General features: G+C 61.9%; 11 protein-coding genes. 9 read left to right on the plus strand and 2 right to left on the minus strand.

Translation table 11 applies throughout. The annotated features are described in order from the left end of the window. Positions 1 to 7 precede the first annotated feature (7 nt). Both ACIROW_RS14525 and ACIROW_RS14530 read left to right on the plus strand, forming a co-directional pair. A complete protein-coding gene (locus ACIROW_RS14525) occupies positions 8 to 1,726 on the plus strand; it encodes a peptidase domain-containing ABC transporter (RefSeq protein WP_402276757.1) in 1,719 nt (572 codons plus the stop codon). 84 nt (positions 1,727 to 1,810) lie between these two features. Beyond that, on the plus strand, positions 1,811 to 9,682 hold the full coding sequence (locus tag ACIROW_RS14530; RefSeq protein WP_402276760.1) for a calcium-binding protein: 7,872 nt from the start codon (positions 1,811 to 1,813) through the stop codon (positions 9,680 to 9,682). A 62-nt stretch (positions 9,683 to 9,744) separates the two neighbouring features. Here the strand turns inward: ACIROW_RS14530 and ACIROW_RS14535 are convergent, their stop codons facing one another. Next, entirely contained in the window at positions 9,745 to 11,259 is a 1,515-nt protein-coding gene (locus tag ACIROW_RS14535) for a PLP-dependent aminotransferase family protein (protein WP_402276763.1), read from the minus strand. 165 nt (positions 11,260 to 11,424) lie between these two features. On the opposite strand from ACIROW_RS14535, the gene ACIROW_RS14540 reads away from it, so the two are divergent. The 7 genes from ACIROW_RS14540 to ACIROW_RS14570 all read left to right on the plus strand — a co-directional run bounded on the left by ACIROW_RS14540 (position 11,425) and on the right by ACIROW_RS14570 (position 16,567). Continuing rightward, positions 11,425 to 12,459, plus strand: a complete 1,035-nt coding sequence (locus ACIROW_RS14540; protein ID WP_402276766.1) for a threonine dehydratase — start codon at positions 11,425 to 11,427, stop codon at positions 12,457 to 12,459. Further along, entirely contained in the window at positions 12,456 to 12,812 is a 357-nt protein-coding gene (locus ACIROW_RS14545) for a DUF2917 domain-containing protein (protein ID WP_402276769.1), read from the plus strand. Before ACIROW_RS14540 ends, ACIROW_RS14545 begins: the two co-directional genes overlap by 4 nt. Continuing rightward, positions 12,812 to 13,402, plus strand: coding sequence for a LysE family translocator (locus ACIROW_RS14550; protein WP_402276772.1), 591 nt, complete (start codon positions 12,812 to 12,814; stop codon positions 13,400 to 13,402). The genes ACIROW_RS14545 and ACIROW_RS14550 overlap by 1 nt, the downstream gene beginning before the upstream one ends. A gap of 38 nt (positions 13,403 to 13,440) precedes the next feature. After that, entirely contained in the window at positions 13,441 to 14,343 is a 903-nt protein-coding gene (locus ACIROW_RS14555; RefSeq protein WP_402276775.1) for a DMT family transporter, read from the plus strand. Positions 14,344 to 14,502: 159 nt separating this feature from the next. Continuing rightward, positions 14,503 to 14,961: a RidA family protein gene (locus ACIROW_RS14560; protein ID WP_053201751.1), complete on the plus strand. Its 459-nt coding sequence runs from the start codon at positions 14,503 to 14,505 to the stop codon at positions 14,959 to 14,961. Positions 14,962 to 15,044: 83 nt separating this feature from the next. Next, positions 15,045 to 16,238 carry a PLP-dependent aminotransferase family protein gene (locus ACIROW_RS14565; RefSeq protein WP_402276778.1) on the plus strand — a complete coding sequence of 398 codons (1,194 nt, stop codon included), beginning with the start codon at positions 15,045 to 15,047 and terminating at the stop codon, positions 16,236 to 16,238. After that, entirely contained in the window at positions 16,238 to 16,567 is a 330-nt protein-coding gene (locus tag ACIROW_RS14570; RefSeq protein WP_402276781.1) for a DHCW motif cupin fold protein, read from the plus strand. The genes ACIROW_RS14565 and ACIROW_RS14570 overlap by 1 nt, the downstream gene beginning before the upstream one ends. A 77-nt stretch (positions 16,568 to 16,644) precedes the next feature. Here ACIROW_RS14570 and ACIROW_RS14575 read toward each other — a convergent pair whose 3' ends face one another. After that, positions 16,645 to 17,736, minus strand: coding sequence for an MBL fold metallo-hydrolase (locus ACIROW_RS14575; RefSeq protein ID WP_402276784.1), 1,092 nt, complete (start codon positions 17,734 to 17,736; stop codon positions 16,645 to 16,647). Positions 17,737 to 17,785: the final 49 nt, after the last annotated feature.

The following is a 17,785-nucleotide window of genomic DNA, read 5'->3' on the forward strand; positions in this document are numbered from 1 at the left end:
CGGACCCATGAACCAAAGCGATCAGATTTCCGTCGACCAGCCGCAAGCCGATTTGCGATCCCTGCGCAAGGACCCGGTGTACCTGACGCTGATGCGCGCCTATGGCAGCCGCTTCGTCGAGATCGTCGTGGCCGGTGTGCTGATCAATGTCTTCGGGTTGTTCATGCCGTTGTATTCGCGGCTGGTGTACGACAAGGTGATCGGCAACCACATTACCGAAACGCTGTGGGCGCTGACGCTGGGCATGGCCTTGTTCATCGTGCTGGAACTGGTGCTGCGCATCATCCGCATGTATTACATTGAGCAGTTGGCGGGGCGCTTCGACATCGAGTTCGACAATCGCTCGGTGCGCCGCCTGCTGGAGTCCAAAGTCAATGCACCGGTCGGCGTGGTGCTGGCCAAGTACCGCGACCTCAGCAGCGCACGCGACCTGCTGTCGTCGAACTACATGCTGATGTTGATCGACCTGCCGTTCCTGTTGATGTACGTGGTGGCGGTGGGTCTGCTCGGCGGTCACCTCGTGTGGGTGATCCTGGTCGGCGGTGGCCTGCTGGTGACCTCGCAACTGCTGTGCAAGATTCCGGCGACCGACTACGGCAACGCCGCCATGACCTCCGGCATCGGCAAGATCGACAAGCTGGCCAGCCTGGTGTTCGGCATGGAGACGCTCAAGACTTCACCATTACAGGATCGCCTGGTCAAGGCCTTCTTGTCGGATGCCGCCGACAATGCGGTAAGCCAGGCCAAGAGCCGGTTCTGGATGAACGCCGGCTACGCCTTGTCGACCGTCGGTTACACGCTGATCTCGGTGGGCACGCTGGTGATCGGCGTGTACCTGGTGGAAGACAACGCGCTCACGGTCGGCGCGCTGATCGCCACGTCGCTGCTGATCAGCCGCGCCACTTCGATGCTGTCATCGGTCACCATGGTGCTGGGACGCATGGAAATGTTCAAGCGCGCCCGCGCAGCATTTGAGGAAATGTTCGACGACACCGGGCCGGAGCAGGTGATCGCCGACGTGCTGCGCCAGGACATGCGCGGACTGATTCAGGTGGTCAACCTGACGCTGCATCTCGACAAGAATGAAAAGCCGGCGCTCGACAACGTCTCGCTGGCGATCCAGCCGGGTGAAAAGGTCGGCATCGTCGGCCGTTCCGGTTCCGGCAAGACCACGTTGATGCGCGCGCTGGCGGGCTTGCACAAGGTCGACGCAGGCAAAGGCCAGGTGCTGATCGACGGCGTGGCGGTGGCGGCTTATGCGGCGCCGGTGCGCATGCGCTGCATCGGTTACAAGCCGCAAGAACCGTTTCTGTTCGACGGCAGCCTGGCGGCCAACATTTTTGTCGGCGATCGCATCGACAGCAACGAATATGAAGCGGCGCTGGCGGTCTCCGGCGTGGGCGACCTGATCGCGCGCGGTGAACTGCGCCTGGACCAGATGCTCAAGGCGCCCGGCAACCTGTCCGGCGGACAGCGCCAGATGGTCGCCTTGGCACGCGTGGTGGCGGGCATGCCGACCGTGATGTTGCTGGACGAACCGACTACCGGCATCGATCTGTCGACCGAAACCAGGATCATCGAAAAACTGATCGCGTATTCAGCGCAACGCACGCTGGTGGTGGCAACGCACAGCACCGCCTTGCTCAGGCGCATGGATCGCATCATCGTGCTCAATGACGGCAAGGTGGTCGCAGACGGCCCGAGCGCGGCGATTTTGCAGCAGTAGAAAATGAACGAAAAAAGGGCAGTGCGGCGAAGCCATCGCGCGCTGCCATGACTAATGTGATTGACTTCCTCAGCGAGGTTTGACATGGCGAAAGCAGCTCCAGCAAAAGTAAATCCGGCAAATTCGGCAAATCCGTCGAATGCAGCCAATGCCGCGCAGGCCATCACCGGCTCCGCGAGCGTGGCCATGCCCGACCAGAACGGCAGCTTCCATCTCAACGTGCCGCGCGGTGCGGTCAAGCACGTACAGGTAGTCGACGTCGACATGGTCCTGCAGCTGGCGGACGGCAGCAAGGTCGTACTGGCCGGCGGCGCCATGGGGGCGATGGACGAGAAGTCGAAGATCGTGTTCGCCGATACTTCACAGGACACCGGGCGCATGCTCGACCTGGTCGGTAAAATCCCGCTGCGCAACAACGACCAGTCGCAGATTCTCAATTCCGATCCGGTGAACAGCCAGGCCGAAGGCAGCGCGCCGGACAACCACTTCAACTCCAACAACAATTCAGCCCAGGTCAATCCCGCCGCCACCAGCCAGTTGGCCAAGATCATCCAGGACAATGCCGGTTCGCTGACCAGCAACGGTCTGCAAAACCTGGTGTTGCCGTCGATCCCGGTGCCGCCCGCGCCGCCGGTCACGACCGGCGCCGATTCGCTGATCAAGCAATTGTCCCCCGAGATATCGGAACGTCCGGGTTCGGTGCTGACGCCGATCGTGGTGGGGCCGCAGACGCCGGCCATGACGCTCAACCTGCTCAACCTGACCACCACGACCCAGGTCGGCAGCGTGCTGTTCGGCAGCGGCGGTTCTCCCGCCTCGGCCACCGACGGTTCCAACTCGGTGCAGTTTGCGACGCAGGTGATCAATGCCGGCAACGATGTGCACACCATTTACGCCACCGGCAGCACCACGCAGAGCGACTTCATCAAGATCTTCAAGGTCAACGTCACCGGCGACGGGACCGTGAAATCGGTGCTGATCACCGGTGTGCCGTCGAACATGACGATTCTCAACGCCACCAATCTGGGCGGCGGCAGTTATCAGATTACGCCGGCCGCCGGCGAAAAGAGTTTCGACCTGCAGGTGCAGTACACCACTACCGCAGCCGATCCGACCCAGCCGACGGCGCCGACGGCGACCATCAATTTCGACGTGTCGGTGCTGACCACCGACGGTCTGACGCACTTGCTCGATTCGCGTGTGGTGGTGATCAAGGACGCCAGCTCCTACACCGACCTGACCTATCTCGATCCGGCCACAGGCAAGAGTGTATGGGTGTTGCCGGCGCAAGGCGTGCCACATGAAATCCATGCCGGCGACGGCGGCGTCACCATCTATGGCAGCAATGCCAACGACTTGCTCTACGGCGGAGCCGGCGCCGACACCATCATCGGCGGCAGCGGCAATACCTACTTCGAAGGCGGCGCCGGCGCCGACGTGCTGACCGGCGGTACGCAGGGCATCAACACGGCGGGCTACAAGAATTCCGCTGCGGGCGTGACAATTGATCTCGTCACCGGCCTGGGCACCGGCGGCGATGCCCAGGGCGACGTGCTGAGCAACATCCAGAATCTGATCGGCAGCGCCTACAACGATACCTTTGTCGCCAACGACAAGGTCAATCGTCTTGACGGCGGCAGCGGCGGCGTCGATACGGTGTCCTATGCCAATTCGACTGCGGGTGTGACGGTCAACCTGATCACCGGCCTGGGCAGCAACGGCTACGCCGAAGGCGACACTTACGTCCATATCCAGAACGCGACCGGCAGCGCCTACAACGACATGTTCATCGCCAATACGCTGGCCAATCGTTTTGACGGCGGCAGCGGTGGTTCGGACACGGTTACCTACGCCAGTTCGGCGGCCGGCGTGACGGTCAACCTGAGCACCGGCGCCGGCAGCGGTGGTTCGGCGCAGGGCGACACCTACGTCCACATTCAGAATGTCATCGGCAGCGCCTTCAACGACACCTTCGTCGGCAACAGCGATGCGAATAGTTTCGACGGCGGCAGCGGCGGCCAGGATACGGTCAGCTACGCCAATTCGGCGGTGGGCGTGTCAGTCAACTTCGTCAGCGGACGCGGCGTCGGCGGCGATGCCGAGGGCGACACCTACAGCCACATCCAAAACGTGATCGGCAGCGCCTTCAACGACGTCTTCGTCGCCGGCATCGACAGTCGCGTCTTCAATGGCGGCAGCGGCGGTTCGGATACCGTCAACTACGGCGCATCGACCGGCGGCATCATCGCCAACATGGTCACGATGACCGGCAGCGGTGGTTACGCGGACAACAACACCTACGTCAATATCCAGAACATCGTCGGCAGTTCGTCGGGCGACATCTTCATTTCGGGCGCGGGCGCCAACCATTTCGATGGCGGCTCGGGCGGCTCGGACACGGTCAGCTATGCGTCGTCGGATGCCGGCGTCACCGTCAGTCTGTTCGACGGCAGCGCCAGCGGCGGCTATGCCCAAGGCGACACGCTGCTGCATATTCAAAATGTCATCGGCAGCAATTTCAACGATCTGTTCATCGCCAGCGCCGACAACAACCGCTTCGATGGCGGCGGCGGCGTCAACACCGTGAGCTACGAAAAGTCGGTGGGCGGTGTAACGGTCGACCTGACCAACACCATCGGCACCGGCACCGGCAGCACCTACGCCAACGGCGACTCGTACATCAACATCCAGAACCTGATCGGTAGCACTTACGACGACATCTTCATCGCTAGCGCTGACGCCAACACGCTGGATGGCGGTCTTCAATCCGCTCACAACCGCGTCAGCTATGAGAATTCCAATGCCGCCGTGACGGTGGACCTGAACTACACCGACGGCACAGGCACTTCCGGCGGCTACGCGGCTGGTGACAAGCTGATCAACATCCAGGACCTGACCGGCAGCTCCGGCAACGACACCTTCGTTGCCAGCAATGTGGCCAACAATTTCGATGGCGGCGCCGGTTCCAATACGGTCAGCTACGCCGCTTCCAATGTGGGCGTGACGATTGACCTGGTGCTGGGCGGAGGTAATGGCGGCTACGCTACCGGAGATGCCTATACCCGGATCCAGAACATCATCGGCAGCGCTGGCGACGACATGTTCATCGCCAACGGCGACGCCAACAGGTTCGACGGCGGCGGCGGCACCAATACGGTCAGTTATGCCAAGGCGAGCGACAGCATCGGCGTGGTGGTCGACCTCGTGAACAACGCCGGCAGCAACGGTTTCGCCGCCGGAGACACCTATGCAAACATTCAGAACGTCATCGGCTCGACCAATGACGACACCTTCATCGCTTCGTCGGTGGCCAATGTGTTCGACGGCTTGCAGGGTTCGGATACGGTCAGCTATGTGTATTCCACGGCAGGCGTCACCGTCAACCTGGTCACCGGGATCGGCGCCAACGGCTATGCCATCGGCGACACCTACGCCAATATCGAGAACGTGGTCGGTTCCTCGTCCGACGATTTGTTCGTCGCCAGCGCCGACGCCAATACCCTTGACGGCGGCGTCAGCTCGGCGACGTCGCATAACCGCGTCAGCTACGCCTCGTCCATCGCCGGCGTTACGGTCGATCTGAGCCGCACGGACGGCGTTGGTACGTCGGGCGGCTTTGCCGCCGGCGATAAGCTGAGCAATATCCAGGACTTGACCGGCAGTTCGTTCGACGACACGTTCGTGGCGAACGCGGCGGCCAACAATTTCGACGGCGGCATCAGTACTTCCGCCTCCCATAATCGCGTCAGCTACGCCAATTCGACCGTGGCGGAAACCGTCAACCTGTTCACCGGCAACGGCAGCGGCGGCGCCGGCAGCCTGGCCAATGGCGATACCTACGTCAACATCCAGGACGTGACGGGCGGCTCCGGCGACGACATTTTCGTCGCCAGCCTGGCGGCCAACAAATTCGATGGCGGCGGCGGCACTCATAACCAGGTCGACTACTCAAATTCGACGGCAGCGGTAAACGTCGACCTGTTCAACGGCTCGGGCTCAGGCGGGCTGGCCGATCTCGATACCTATACCAACATCCAGGACGTCATCGGCGGCGCGGCCGACGATACCTTTGTCGCCAGCGCGGCAGCCAATAAATTCGATGGCGGCGGCGGCACCCATAACCGGGTCAATTATTCCAATTCCACGGCGGCCGTGACGGTCGATCTGGTGGCCGGCACGGGCGCGGGCGGACTGGCTGATCTCGACACCTATACCAATATCCAGGACGTCACTGGCGGCGCGGCCGACGACACCTTTGTCGCCAGCGCGGCAGCCAATAAATTCGATGGCGGCGGCGGTACCCACAATCGCGTAAGTTACGCGACTTCGGCAGCGGCGGTGACGGTCAACCTGTTCAACGGTACCGGTACCGGCGGGCTGGCCGACCTCGATACCTACACCAACATCCAGGACGTCACCGGCGGTCTGGCCGACGACATCTTTGTCGCCAGCGCGGCAGCCAATAAATTCGACGGCGGCGGCGGCACCCACAACCAGGTCGACTATTCCAATTCGACGGCGGCAGTGAAGGTCGACCTGTACAACAGCACGGGGACGGGCGGCCTGGCCGATCTCGATACCTATACCAACATCCAGGACGTCACCGGCGGCGCGGCCGACGACACCTTTGTCGCCAGCGCGGCAGCCAATAAATTCGACGGCGGCGGCGGCACCCATAACCGGGTCAATTATTCCAATTCGACGGCGGCGGTGACGGTCAACCTGTTCAACGGTACCGGTACGGGCGGGCTGGCCGATCTTGACACCTATACCAATATCCAGGACGTCACCGGTGGTTCGGACAACGATATCTTCGTGGCCAGTCTGGCGGCCAATAAATTCGATGGCGGCGGCGGCACTCACAATCAGGTCGACTACTCAAATTCGACGGCAGCGGTAAACGTCGACCTGTTCAACGGCTCGGGCTCAGGCGGGCTGGCCGATCTCGATACCTATACCAACATCCAGGACGTCATCGGCGGCGCGGCCGACGATACCTTTGTCGCCAGCGCGGCAGCCAATAAATTCGATGGCGGCGGCGGCACCCATAACCGGGTCAATTATTCCAATTCCACGGCGGCCGTGACGGTCGATCTGGTGGCCGGTACGGGCGCGGGCGGACTGGCTGATCTCGACACCTATACCAATATCCAGGACGTCACTGGCGGCGCGGCCGACGACACCTTTGTCGCCAGCGCGGCAGCCAATAAATTCGATGGCGGCGGCGGTACCCACAATCGCGTAAGTTACGCGACTTCGGCAGCTGCGGTGACGGTCAACCTGTTCAACGGTACCGGTACCGGCGGGCTGGCCGACCTCGATACCTACACCAACATCCAGGACGTCACCGGCGGTCTGGCCGACGACATCTTTGTCGCCAGCGCGGCAGCCAATAAATTCGACGGCGGCGGCGGCACCCACAACCAGGTCGACTATTCCAATTCGACGGCGGCAGTGAAGGTCGACCTGTACAACAGCACGGGGACGGGCGGCCTGGCCGATCTCGATACCTATACCAACATCCAGGACGTCATCGGCGGTGCGGCCGACGACATCTTTGTCGCCAGCGCGGCAGCCAATAAATTCGACGGCGGTGGCGGCACCCACAACCGCGTCGACTATTCGAATTCGACCGTTGCCGAAACCATTAACCTGTTCGACAACACCGGCAGCGGTGGCGCAGGCAGTCTGGCCGCGGGCGATACGTATCTCAACATCCAGGATGCCACCGGTGGCGCTGGCGACGATACCTTTGTCGCCAGCGCCGTGGCCAACAGGTTCGACGGTGGGGCCGGTTCAGATACGGTCAGCTACGCCTCCGCCAACGACGGCAACGGCGTGACCGTGAATCTGAATACCAACGTCGGCACCGGCGGCTTCGCCGCCAACGACGTGTACGTCAGCATCGAGAATGTCATCGGCACGCAGTATAACGACACCTTTGTGGGCAATGCTTCTGCCAATACGTTCAACGGCGGATTGGGTTCGGATACGGTCAGCTACACCGGTTCGAGTTCACCCGTCACCGTCAATCTGAGTGTGGGTGGCGGCGCCGGTTCCGGCGGCAATGCACAGGGTGATACCTACATCAGTATCGAGAACGTCATCGGCGGCAGCGGCGCAGATACGCTGACGGGCGCCACCACGGGGGCGACTGTGCTGACCGGCGCCGGCGGTGGCGACACCCTGGCCGGTGTAGCGTCGAATCGTGCCAATACCTATGCCAGCTACGCCGGATCCACGGCGGTGACCGTCAATCTGAATTTCACCGACGGCACCGGCACCAGCGGCGGCGACGCGGCGGGAGACAAACTCAGTTTCATCGACAATCTGATCGGTAGCGACAATGACGATATTTTCATCGTCAATGGTCAGGCCAACAATCTGAACGGCGGCGCCGGATTCGATACGGTGAGCTACGTCAGTTCGAATGGCGGTGTGACGGTCAATCTGAACACCGGGATTGGTTCAGGGTTTTTCGCAGACGGCGATGTTTATACCAGTATCGAGAACGTCATCGGCAGCAGCTCAGCCGATACGCTGACCGGCGCCGGCACCGGCAAGACCATCCTGACTGGCGGCGGCGGCGGCGACACGCTGGCCGGTACGGCGGGCAATCACGCCAATACCTATGCCAGCTATGCAGGCTCGGCCTCCGGCGTCACCGTCGACCTGAACTTCACCGACGGCACCGGCACCAGCGGCGGCGACGCGGCAGGCGACAAGCTCAGCCTCATCGACAATCTCATCGGCAGCAGCTTCAACGATACTTTCGTCGCCAACAACCAGAACAACATCTTTGACGGCGGCGCCGGCGGCGTCGACACCGTGAGCTACCTGGCCTCGACCGCAGGCGTTACCGTGGACCTGTCGAACACGACCGGCGCGAACACGACCGGTGGCTTCGCCGCGGGCGACAAATTCACCGGCATCAGTAACCTGATCGGCAGCAATTTCGACGACGTGTTTTTCGCCAGTTCCGCCGCCAATGCCTTCGAGGGCAGCAGTCACGGCACCAACGGCGATACCGTCAACTATGCGCGTTCGGGCAATGCCGTAGTGGTCGATCTGTTCCATCACACGGGTTCGGCGGGCGTGGATGCGGCAGCCGGTGCCGGTGTCTCGTTCTCCACCGGTGACACCTACAGCAATATCCAGAACGTGGTCGGCAGCAGCTTCAACGACACGTTCTATGCCGACAGCGTCGCCAACAAGTTCGACGGCGCCGGCGGCACCAGCGATACCGTCAGCTACGAGTTCTCCAACGCCAACGGCGCCATCATCGCTAATCTCGGCACGCATGCGGGCACCGGCGGAGATGCCAACGGCGACACTTACACCAACATTGAAAACCTGACCGGCAGCGCCTTCCTCAACAGCACGCTGACCGGCGACGCCGGCGCCAATATCCTGACGGCCAAAGGAACGGCCACCACCAACACGCTCAGCGGCGGTGGGGCGGCGAGCGGCACCGATGTCTTCAATGTGGTGGATGGCGGGACCAACAGCGTGACGGTCGGCACCGGCCTCAATACGATCAACGTCAGCGCCGGTTCGCATAGCTCGCTCGGTGCGCAGAGCGACATGGTCAACCAGACGACGGGGCAGTCAAACATCTCCACCATCAGCGGCGGCGCCGGCACGACGACCTTGCACTTCGCCGACCTGGGCAGTTCCATCACTCTGGCCAATTTCTCCAACAAGGTCACCGGCATCACTACCCTGGACATGACCAGCGGCAGCGGCACCAATATCGTGATCACCGCTGACGATGTCATCAAGATGGGCATGGCCAGCGGCGCCACGTCGCACATTCTGACGGTCAAAATGAGCAGTAACGAGAGCTTGCAGATTGCGGCCAACGGATCGGACCACTATGTCTACTTCCCCGGCACCACGGACTATGCGTTTTACAACGCGTCCAACGTGGAAGTTGCGCGGATTCATTTGGCCTGACGCTTGTTGCCGGTTTGTTGCCGGCTTGTTCCGCTACCTGAACTGATCAGGTAGCGGAAGTTTCAACGTCCCAGTTCTTCATCCAGAAAACGCCAGATCGCCGGGTCCGTCATACTGGCGACATTGATGCGCATCTTGGTCGACGGCAGCTGATTCGGCGAGAACAGGCTGCCCGGCGCCAGCAGGAATCCCTGCGCCATGGCTTTCTCGGTCAGCACGCTGGTGTCGCGGCCGGCATCGGCCCACACGAACATGCCGTTCGAGGTCGCCGTGCCGGTTCCGAGACCGACTCTTTCCAGTTGCCGCACCACCTTGTCGCGCACGCCATTGAGGCGATTGCGCAGCCGTTCGGTGTGTTTGCGGTAATGGCCTTCCGAGAGAATCTTGTAGACCACGCGCTCGCCGATTTCAGTGGTGGTCAGGGTCGACAGCATCTTGCGGTCAGCCAGATGGCGCGCCAGGTCCGGCGAAGTGGCGATGAAGCCGACGCGCAGGTTGGCCGACAAGGTCTTGGAAAATCCCCCCAGATAAATCACCCGGTGCAGCTGGTCCAGCGCCGCGATGCGCGTGGCCGCCTGGCCGCCTGCGCCCGCACCGGTGTTACCGGCATGCATGTCGCAATAGATGTCGTCCTCGACGATGGTGAAGTCGTGTTCCTCGGCGATGCGCAGGATCTGAAACGCCTTGGCCGCCGACAGCGAGGTCGAGGTTGGGTTGTGCAGCACCGAATTGATCACGTACAGGCGCGGCTTGTGCAGCGCCGCCAGTTCCGCCAGCTTGGCGATATCGGGACCGTCAGCCAGGCGCGGGATGCCGACCACCTTGGCGCCCATCGCTGCAAACGAACCGAACATCAGGAACCAGGCCGGATCGTCGACGAAGATCACGTCGCCGGGACGCAGGAAATGGCGTGCCACGATGTCCAGTCCCTGCGTCACGCCGGAGGTCATGAGGATCTGTTCGGGCGCCGCGGAGATTTCCAGCTCGGCCAGCTTCAGCTGCAATTGCTGGCGCAGCGGCAGGAAGCCTTGCGGCGTGCCGTAGCTGAGCAGCAGCGACTGGTTTTGCCGGCCCACTGCGCGCAGGCCGTTGGCGATCAGGTCGCCATCCAGCCAATCGGGCGGCAGCAGGCCGCCACCGGGCATTTTTTGCGCCGGCATCTGACGGAACATGTTGCGTACCAGCCAGACCACATCGAGCTGTTGTGGCAGCGATGCAGCGTCGCTGCCGGGATTGTGGCCTGCAGCCGACACAACTGTACCGGTCATTGACGGATTGGCAACCGGCGAGCGCTCGCGTACGAAAAAGCCGGAACCGCGCCGCGATTCCAGAAAGCCCTGGGCCACCAGGCGATCGTAGGCCTCAACAACGGTGAAGCGCGACACGCTGTGCAGGTCGGCAAACTGGCGAATGGACGGCATCCGGGCACCGGTGCGCAACAGTTTGTCGTCGATGCGCGACTGCACCGTGCGCACGATCTGGTCGACCAGCGAATCGCCGCTCTCGCGCGACAGCAGGGGCAGGGTAGTCGGCACCGCGGCTGGTGGCAGATTTTTGATACGGGCTGTATTGGTCATTTTACCGTGACAATGTAAGCAGTTATTTGGTTAAGTGTACTGGTACTGTACTGGCGATGTCGATTAGGATAGACCCATGTCAAGAGCGGCGTCAATCGTGAAAATCGATCGGGCCCCGGCTCTTGTTCAATTGACCAGAAACAGAATCACCCAAAGGAGACTTTCATGACCCATTTGTTGCCAACGCATGCCGAGATCGAGCAAGCCGCCCAGGCCGTATATGCCGCGATGCCGGCGACGCCGCAATATGCGTGGCCGCTGCTGAGCGAAGCGCTCGGCGCCGAGGCCTGGGTCAAGCATGAGAACCATACGCCGACCGGCGCCTTCAAGATCCGCGGCGGTCTGGTCTACCTGCAGAACCTGGCGCAGCGTCCGCGCCAGCAACAGGTGCGCGGCGTGATTTCCGCCACGCGCGGCAATCACGGCCAGTCGGTCGGTTTCGCCGCACGCCGCTATGGCATCCCGGCCACCATCGTGGTCCCGCAAGGCAACAGCCGTGAAAAGAATGCCGCCATGCGCGCGCTGGGCGTTGAGCTGGTGGAGTTCGGCCGGGAGTTCCAGGAAAGCCGCGAGCACGCCGCCATGCTGGCGCAGCAACATCAACTGCACATGATTCCATCCTTCCACCGCGACCTCGTCAGCGGCGTGGCGACCTACTGGATGGAGTTGCTGCGCGCACAACCCGACCTCGACGTATTGTTCGTGCCGATCGGTCAAGGCTCGGGCGTATGCGCTGCGGCTGCGGCGCGGCGCGCGCTCAATGTGCGCACCCGCATCATCGGTGTGGTGTCGGCGCATGCGCTGGCTTACAAGCTGTCCTTCGACGGCCGCAGCAAGATCGAATCGCCGGTGACCACCGTGATTGCCGACGGCATGGCCTGTCGCGTGCCGGACGAGGCATCGCTGGAAGTGATCCTGAATGAAGTCGATGAAGTGATCGCCGTCAGCGACGATGAAGTGGCCGCCGCGATGAAGTTGTATTTCACCGCCACCCACAATGTCGCCGAAGGCGCGGGCGCCGCGGCGTTGGCGGCAGCGATGCAGATCCGCCATCGCTTGCAGGGACAACGCATCGGACTGACGCTGTCGGGCGGCAACGTCGACCACGACATGTTCGCGCAGATTCTGTCGCGCCCCGATCAGGATGCGCAACTGACTGACATCAATTCCGACCTCAGCCAACAGAGGAGGGTGGCATGACTGCACTGACACGCGAACATCATCATCTGCACCTGGGCGCCGGCGCGCTGGCGTCGGGCAAGTTCGAACGCAGCCGTTTGCTGCTGGTGCGGCGCGGCTATGTCTGGGTTACCCAGGAAGGTCGCCCTGAAGATTTCTGGCTGCACGCCGGCGACGCGCTGATCGTGCACCCCGATCGCACCATCGTGGTCGAGGCCGTCATCGCCAGTGAAATCTTCATGGAAAACCGCAGCAAGCCGGGCGCAGGCTTGTGGTTCAAGGTGCGTTGCTTTGCGGCGCGCGGCTTGTTGCAGCGTGGATTTGCCCGGCTTGCGCGGCTTTCGCACATGACTATCCGCCAGGGAGGACATTGATGGAAGCCTTGTTGCCGCTGGCCTCGTTCGCCTTCGTGACGTCGATCACGCCGGGTCCGAACAACATCATGCTGACGTCGTCGGGCGTGTGGTTCGGCTTCCTGCGTTCGATTCCGCACATGCTCGGCATCACCTTCGGTTTTGTCGTGCTGCTGGCGATCTGCGCTGCCGGCATCGGCAGCCTGGTGATCGCCGTGCCGGCCATTCACGTGCTGCTGAAGATCGCCGGCTCCGGCTATCTGCTGTACCTTGCATGGAAACTGCGCAACATGCGCTTCAGCCAGGAAGACAGCGCGCATGTGCGGCCGATGTCGTTCATGGGCGCGGCGCTGTTCCAGTTCGCCAATCCCAAGGCCTGGGTGATGGCCATCACGGGCGCGTCCGCGTTCCTGCCGCTGGTGCAGCCGGTGTGGCTGGCCATCGCCATCTATTGCCTGGTGTTCGGCGTCATCAATCTGCCGTGCGTCGGCGTGTGGGCCGGCGCCGGCGCGATGTTGCGGCGCTACCTGACGCAACCGCTATGGCGCACCGTGTTCAGCACGGTGATGGTGCTGTTGACCATTTATTCCGCTGTGGCGATCTGGCTGTAATTTAAAAAATAAATATAAAAAAATATAAAAGGAAACTGATGAACAACGAATCAAAAGGGATGTGGCTGGGTTTTGTCGGTGTGGCGATATTCAGCCTGACGCTGCCGTTTACCCGTGTCGCCGTGGCCGAGCTGAATCCGGCCTTCGTCGCGTTCGGCCGCGCAGTGGTGGCGGCGGTCTGCGCGGTCGGCATGCTGTGGCATCTGAGGGCGCCGCTTCCGACCTGGCAACAATTGCGTGGATTGCTGATTACGTCGCTGGGCGTGGTGGTCGGCTTTCCCTTGTTCTCCTCGATCGCCATGCACTACGTACCAGCCTCGCACGGTGCGGTGGTGGTGGGCTTGTTGCCGCTGGCGACTGCCTTGTTCGGTGCGCTGCGTTTTGGCGAGCGTCCTTCGACCGGCTTCTGGATTGCGGCCCTGATCGGCAGCGTCATCGTGATCGCTTTTGCGTTGCGCCAGGGCGGCGGCAGTTTCCATACCGCCGACTTCGCGCTGTTCGCGGCGGTGGTGGCTGCGGCCATGGGCTATGCCGAGGGCGGTCGCCTGTCGCAGAGCATGGGCGGCCAGCAGGTGATCTGCTGGGCGCTGGTGCTGTCGATGCCGGTGTTGCTGCCCGCAACGATCTGGCTTGGCGCCCACTATGGCGTGGACGCATCGCCGCAGGCCTGGATGTCGTTCGCCTACGTCTCGTTTTTCTCGATGTTCATTGGTTTTTTCTTCTGGTACAAGGGCCTGGCCCTGGGTGGCATTGCGCGAGTCGGCCAGGTGCAATTACTGCAGCCGTTCATGACGCTGGTAGGCGCAGCGGTGATCGTCGGCGAAACCCTGGATGCGAGCCATCTGTTGTTTGCGACAGCGGTTATTGCCGTTGTGGCAATTGGACGGCGCATGGCGATCCGGCGGGCGCCCGTCATCGAGCCGCAACTGAACCGGCGCTAATTCAATCCAGACAACGGTTTTAGTGAGGTTGTCCGTCACAACTCTGCGATATTTGCGATAATGGCGGACTACATTTTGTTTTCATTTCGAAACGTGCTGCCTTGCCGGGCGTCAATACATTGACGACGGCAAGCCGGCCACAGCAAACAGGAGCACCGCATGTCCGTCTACGAAAAACTCAAAGCCCTGAATATCGAATTGCCAGCCGTGGCCGCACCAGCCGCCGCCTACGTCATGTACGCGCAAACCGGCAATACCGTATTCCTGTCCGGCCACCTGGCCAAGAAGGACGGCAAGGTATGGGTTGGTCAGCTCGGCAAGGACACGACGACGGAACAGGGCAAGCTGGCGGCCCGCGCGGTGGCGATTGATTTGCTGGCGACATTGCAAGCGGCTTGCGGCGGCGACCTCACACGGGTCAAGCGCATCGTCAAGCTGATGAGCCTGGTCAACTCGACCGGCGATTTCACTGAACAACATCTGGTGACCAACGGCGCTTCCGAACTGATCGGCGAATTGTTCGGCGAGCAGGGCAAGCATGCACGTTCGGCCTTCGGCGTGGCGCAGATTCCGATGGGCGCCTGCGTTGAGATCGAGCTGATCGCCGAGATCGCCTAAGTCAACCAACCAGACCACTTTGTTGCCGGCCCGGCGGATGACCGGTCCCGGCACGTAACACGACCCTATTTTTGGCAGGCATCATGAAAATCGAAAACCCCAATCCGCTTCAGTGGAATTTCTCCAAACGTTCGCAGCAGCTGCAAAGCTCGGCGATCCGCGAAATCCTGAAGATCACCATGCGTCCGGAAATCACCTCGTTCGCAGGCGGTCTGCCGTCGCCGGCGACCTTCCCGGTCGAGCGCATGAAGGCGGCGTTTGACACCGTCCTGACCAACCAGGGCAAGATCGCGCTGCAATACGGTCCGACCGACGGTTACGGCCCGCTGCGTGAATGGGTGGCCAATTCTCTGTCCACCGACGGCGCCCGTATCCTGCCGGAACAAGTGCTGATGGTGTCCGGCTCGCAACAAGGCCTGGACCTGCTGGGCAAAGTGCTGATTGACGAAGGCAGCAACGTGATGGTGGAGACACCGAGCTATCTGGGCGCGCTGCAGGCGTTCTCGATCTACGGTCCGAACTTCATCTCGGTGCCGAGCGACGAGCAGGGCCTGATTCCCGAGGCCGTCGAAGAACTGGGCAAGGGGGCGCGCCTGCTGTACTCGCTGCCGAACTTCCAGAACCCGACCGGACGCACGCTGCCGCTGGAGCGCCGCTTCGCGCTGGTGGAAGCCTGCGCCCGCCTGGGCTTGCCGCTGATCGAAGATGATCCGTACGGCGCCCTGAGCTATCGCAACGATCCGCTGCCGAAGATGCTCAACATGAATCCGGCCGGCGTGATTTACATGGGTTCGTTCTCGAAGGTGCTGACACCGGGCATCCGTCTCGGCTACGTGGTCGCGCCGACGCCGCTGATCCTGAAGATGGAACAGGCCAAGCAAGCGGCCGACCTGCACACCGCGCAGCTGACCCAGATGGTGGTGTACGAAGCGGTCAAGGACGGCTTCCTGCAAACGCACATTCCGACCATCCGCAAGCTGTACGCGGATCAATGCCAGGCCATGCTCGACGCGCTGCAGACTTACTTCCCGGCCGGCACCAGCTGGACCAAACCGGAAGGCGGCATGTTCATCTGGGTGACGCTGCCGAAGCACATCGACAGCGGCGCCCTGCTCAAGGAAGCGGTGGAGCAGCACGTCGCCTTCGTGCCGGGCGCACCGTTCTACGCCAACGAGCCGCAACACAACACGCTGCGCCTGAGCTTCGTCACCGTGCCACCGGAAAAAATCCGCGCCGGCATTGAGCGCCTCGGCAAGCTGATTGCCGCCAAGCTGTAATGGAAATCGGCAACCTGCCGTTCGGCACCACCGACTGGAACACTGTCGAGTGTACCGAGCACAAGGGCGACACGGGCATGGCCACCTGGCGCACGCGCCAGTTCGGCCCGATCCGGGTGCGCATGGTCGAGTACACGCCGGGCTACCTGGCTGATCACTGGTGCAAGAAAGGCCATGTGCTGCTGTGTCTGGAAGGGGAGTTGCACACCGAGCTGGACGACGGTCGCACCTTCCTGCTCAAGGCCGGCATGAGCTATCAGGTGGCCGACAATGCGGAAGCGCATCGGTCATCCACGTCGACGGGCGCGAAGCTGTTCATTGTCGATTAAGTTGCAGCGCTGAACGAGTTGTCCAAAGAATCGCAGGGAAAGAAATTTCCCTGCGATTTTTTTACGCGCAGATCAAATCAATCCAGTTTTATCGTCTCACCGTGTTTGAGCACGGTAAATTCCTTTGCCGGCAATCCGGCTTTCTTCACCGCCTCGGCCAGCAACTGCGGCGGTTCGTCGAGCGGCTCGTCGGCCAGTTCGAAGGTCCCCCAATGGATCCCGATCGAGCGCTTCGCATGGACGTCCTTGTGGATCTGCACGGCCTGTTCCGGATCCACGTGCTGGCCCTGCATGAACCAGCGCGGCGCGTAGGCACCGATGGGGATCAGCGCGAAGTCGAAGCTGCCAAACTTGCGGCCGATGTCCTGGAAGTCTTTTGAATAGCCGGTATCGCCCGCAAAGAACAGCGAGAACGGACGTGGAGCGCCTTCAGCAGTCTTGATCACCCAGCCGCCCCACAGCGTCTCGGAGCGGTCGGTCAGGCTGCGCGCCGACCAGTGCTGTGCCGGCACGAAGCTGATGTCGAGCTTGCCGGCGCTGGTCTTGTCCCACCAGTCCATTTCGCGCACGTTGGTGATGCCGACGCCGGCCATCCATTCCTTCACACCGAGCGGCACCAGGAACAACGGCGGCCCGCCGGCCTGGCTATTGAGTTTTTCCACGCTGACCTGGTCGAGATGGTCGTAGTGATTGTGTGAAATCACCACCACGTCGATATGCGGCAATTGTTCCGGCGCAATGTTGAGCGGCACCTTGCGTTTGGGACCGATGAAGCTGAACGGCGAGGCGCGCTCGGAGAAGATCGGATCGGTGATGACGTTCATGCCGTTGATCTGCAGCAGCGCCGTCGCATGGCTGATCCAGGTCACGCTGGTGACGCTCTTGTTGGCTTGCAGCCACGCGATCTCGGGCGTGGCCATGGGGAAGTTGTAGTTGTTGGCCGGCGCTTTCGGCAAGCCTTGCGTGAGGCGTTCCCACTGCCATTTCAGCAGTGACGCGCGCGGTTCCTGCGGATACGTATTGCGGAAGCCGGACGGCGTGCGATTGGGTTTTTCAGGGTCGTAATACTTGCTCGCCGCGGCGCAACCGGCGCTGACCAGCGCCAGCACGACGGCAATGCGACGCAGGATGCTGCGGGAAGTTGTGGGCTTGCTGCTGGTTGTCGGCATGGGGGAAAGGATGGCAAGGCAAGTTGATCAGGCTTGCCATGCTATCAGC

The organism is Herbaspirillum sp. NPDC101397 (assembly GCF_044767325.1).
Classification (GTDB): domain Bacteria; phylum Pseudomonadota; class Gammaproteobacteria; order Burkholderiales; family Burkholderiaceae_D; genus Herbaspirillum.

Coding starts and splice junctions, on each gene's coding strand:
- ACIROW_RS14540 (WP_402276766.1), top strand. CDS start 11,425: ATGACCCATTTGTTGCCAACGCATGCCGAGATCGAGCAAGCCGCCCAG.
- ACIROW_RS14555 (WP_402276775.1), top strand. CDS start 13,441: ATGAACAACGAATCAAAAGGGATGTGGCTGGGTTTTGTCGGTGTGGCG.
- ACIROW_RS14530 (WP_402276760.1), top strand. CDS start 1,811: ATGGCGAAAGCAGCTCCAGCAAAAGTAAATCCGGCAAATTCGGCAAAT.
- ACIROW_RS14535 (WP_402276763.1), bottom strand. CDS start 11,259: ATGACCAATACAGCCCGTATCAAAAATCTGCCACCAGCCGCGGTGCCG.
- ACIROW_RS14565 (WP_402276778.1), top strand. CDS start 15,045: ATGAAAATCGAAAACCCCAATCCGCTTCAGTGGAATTTCTCCAAACGT.
- ACIROW_RS14550 (WP_402276772.1), top strand. CDS start 12,812: ATGGAAGCCTTGTTGCCGCTGGCCTCGTTCGCCTTCGTGACGTCGATC.
- ACIROW_RS14545 (WP_402276769.1), top strand. CDS start 12,456: ATGACTGCACTGACACGCGAACATCATCATCTGCACCTGGGCGCCGGC.
- ACIROW_RS14560 (WP_053201751.1), top strand. CDS start 14,503: ATGTCCGTCTACGAAAAACTCAAAGCCCTGAATATCGAATTGCCAGCC.
- ACIROW_RS14525 (WP_402276757.1), top strand. CDS start 8: ATGAACCAAAGCGATCAGATTTCCGTCGACCAGCCGCAAGCCGATTTG.
- ACIROW_RS14570 (WP_402276781.1), top strand. CDS start 16,238: ATGGAAATCGGCAACCTGCCGTTCGGCACCACCGACTGGAACACTGTC.
- ACIROW_RS14575 (WP_402276784.1), bottom strand. CDS start 17,736: ATGCCGACAACCAGCAGCAAGCCCACAACTTCCCGCAGCATCCTGCGT.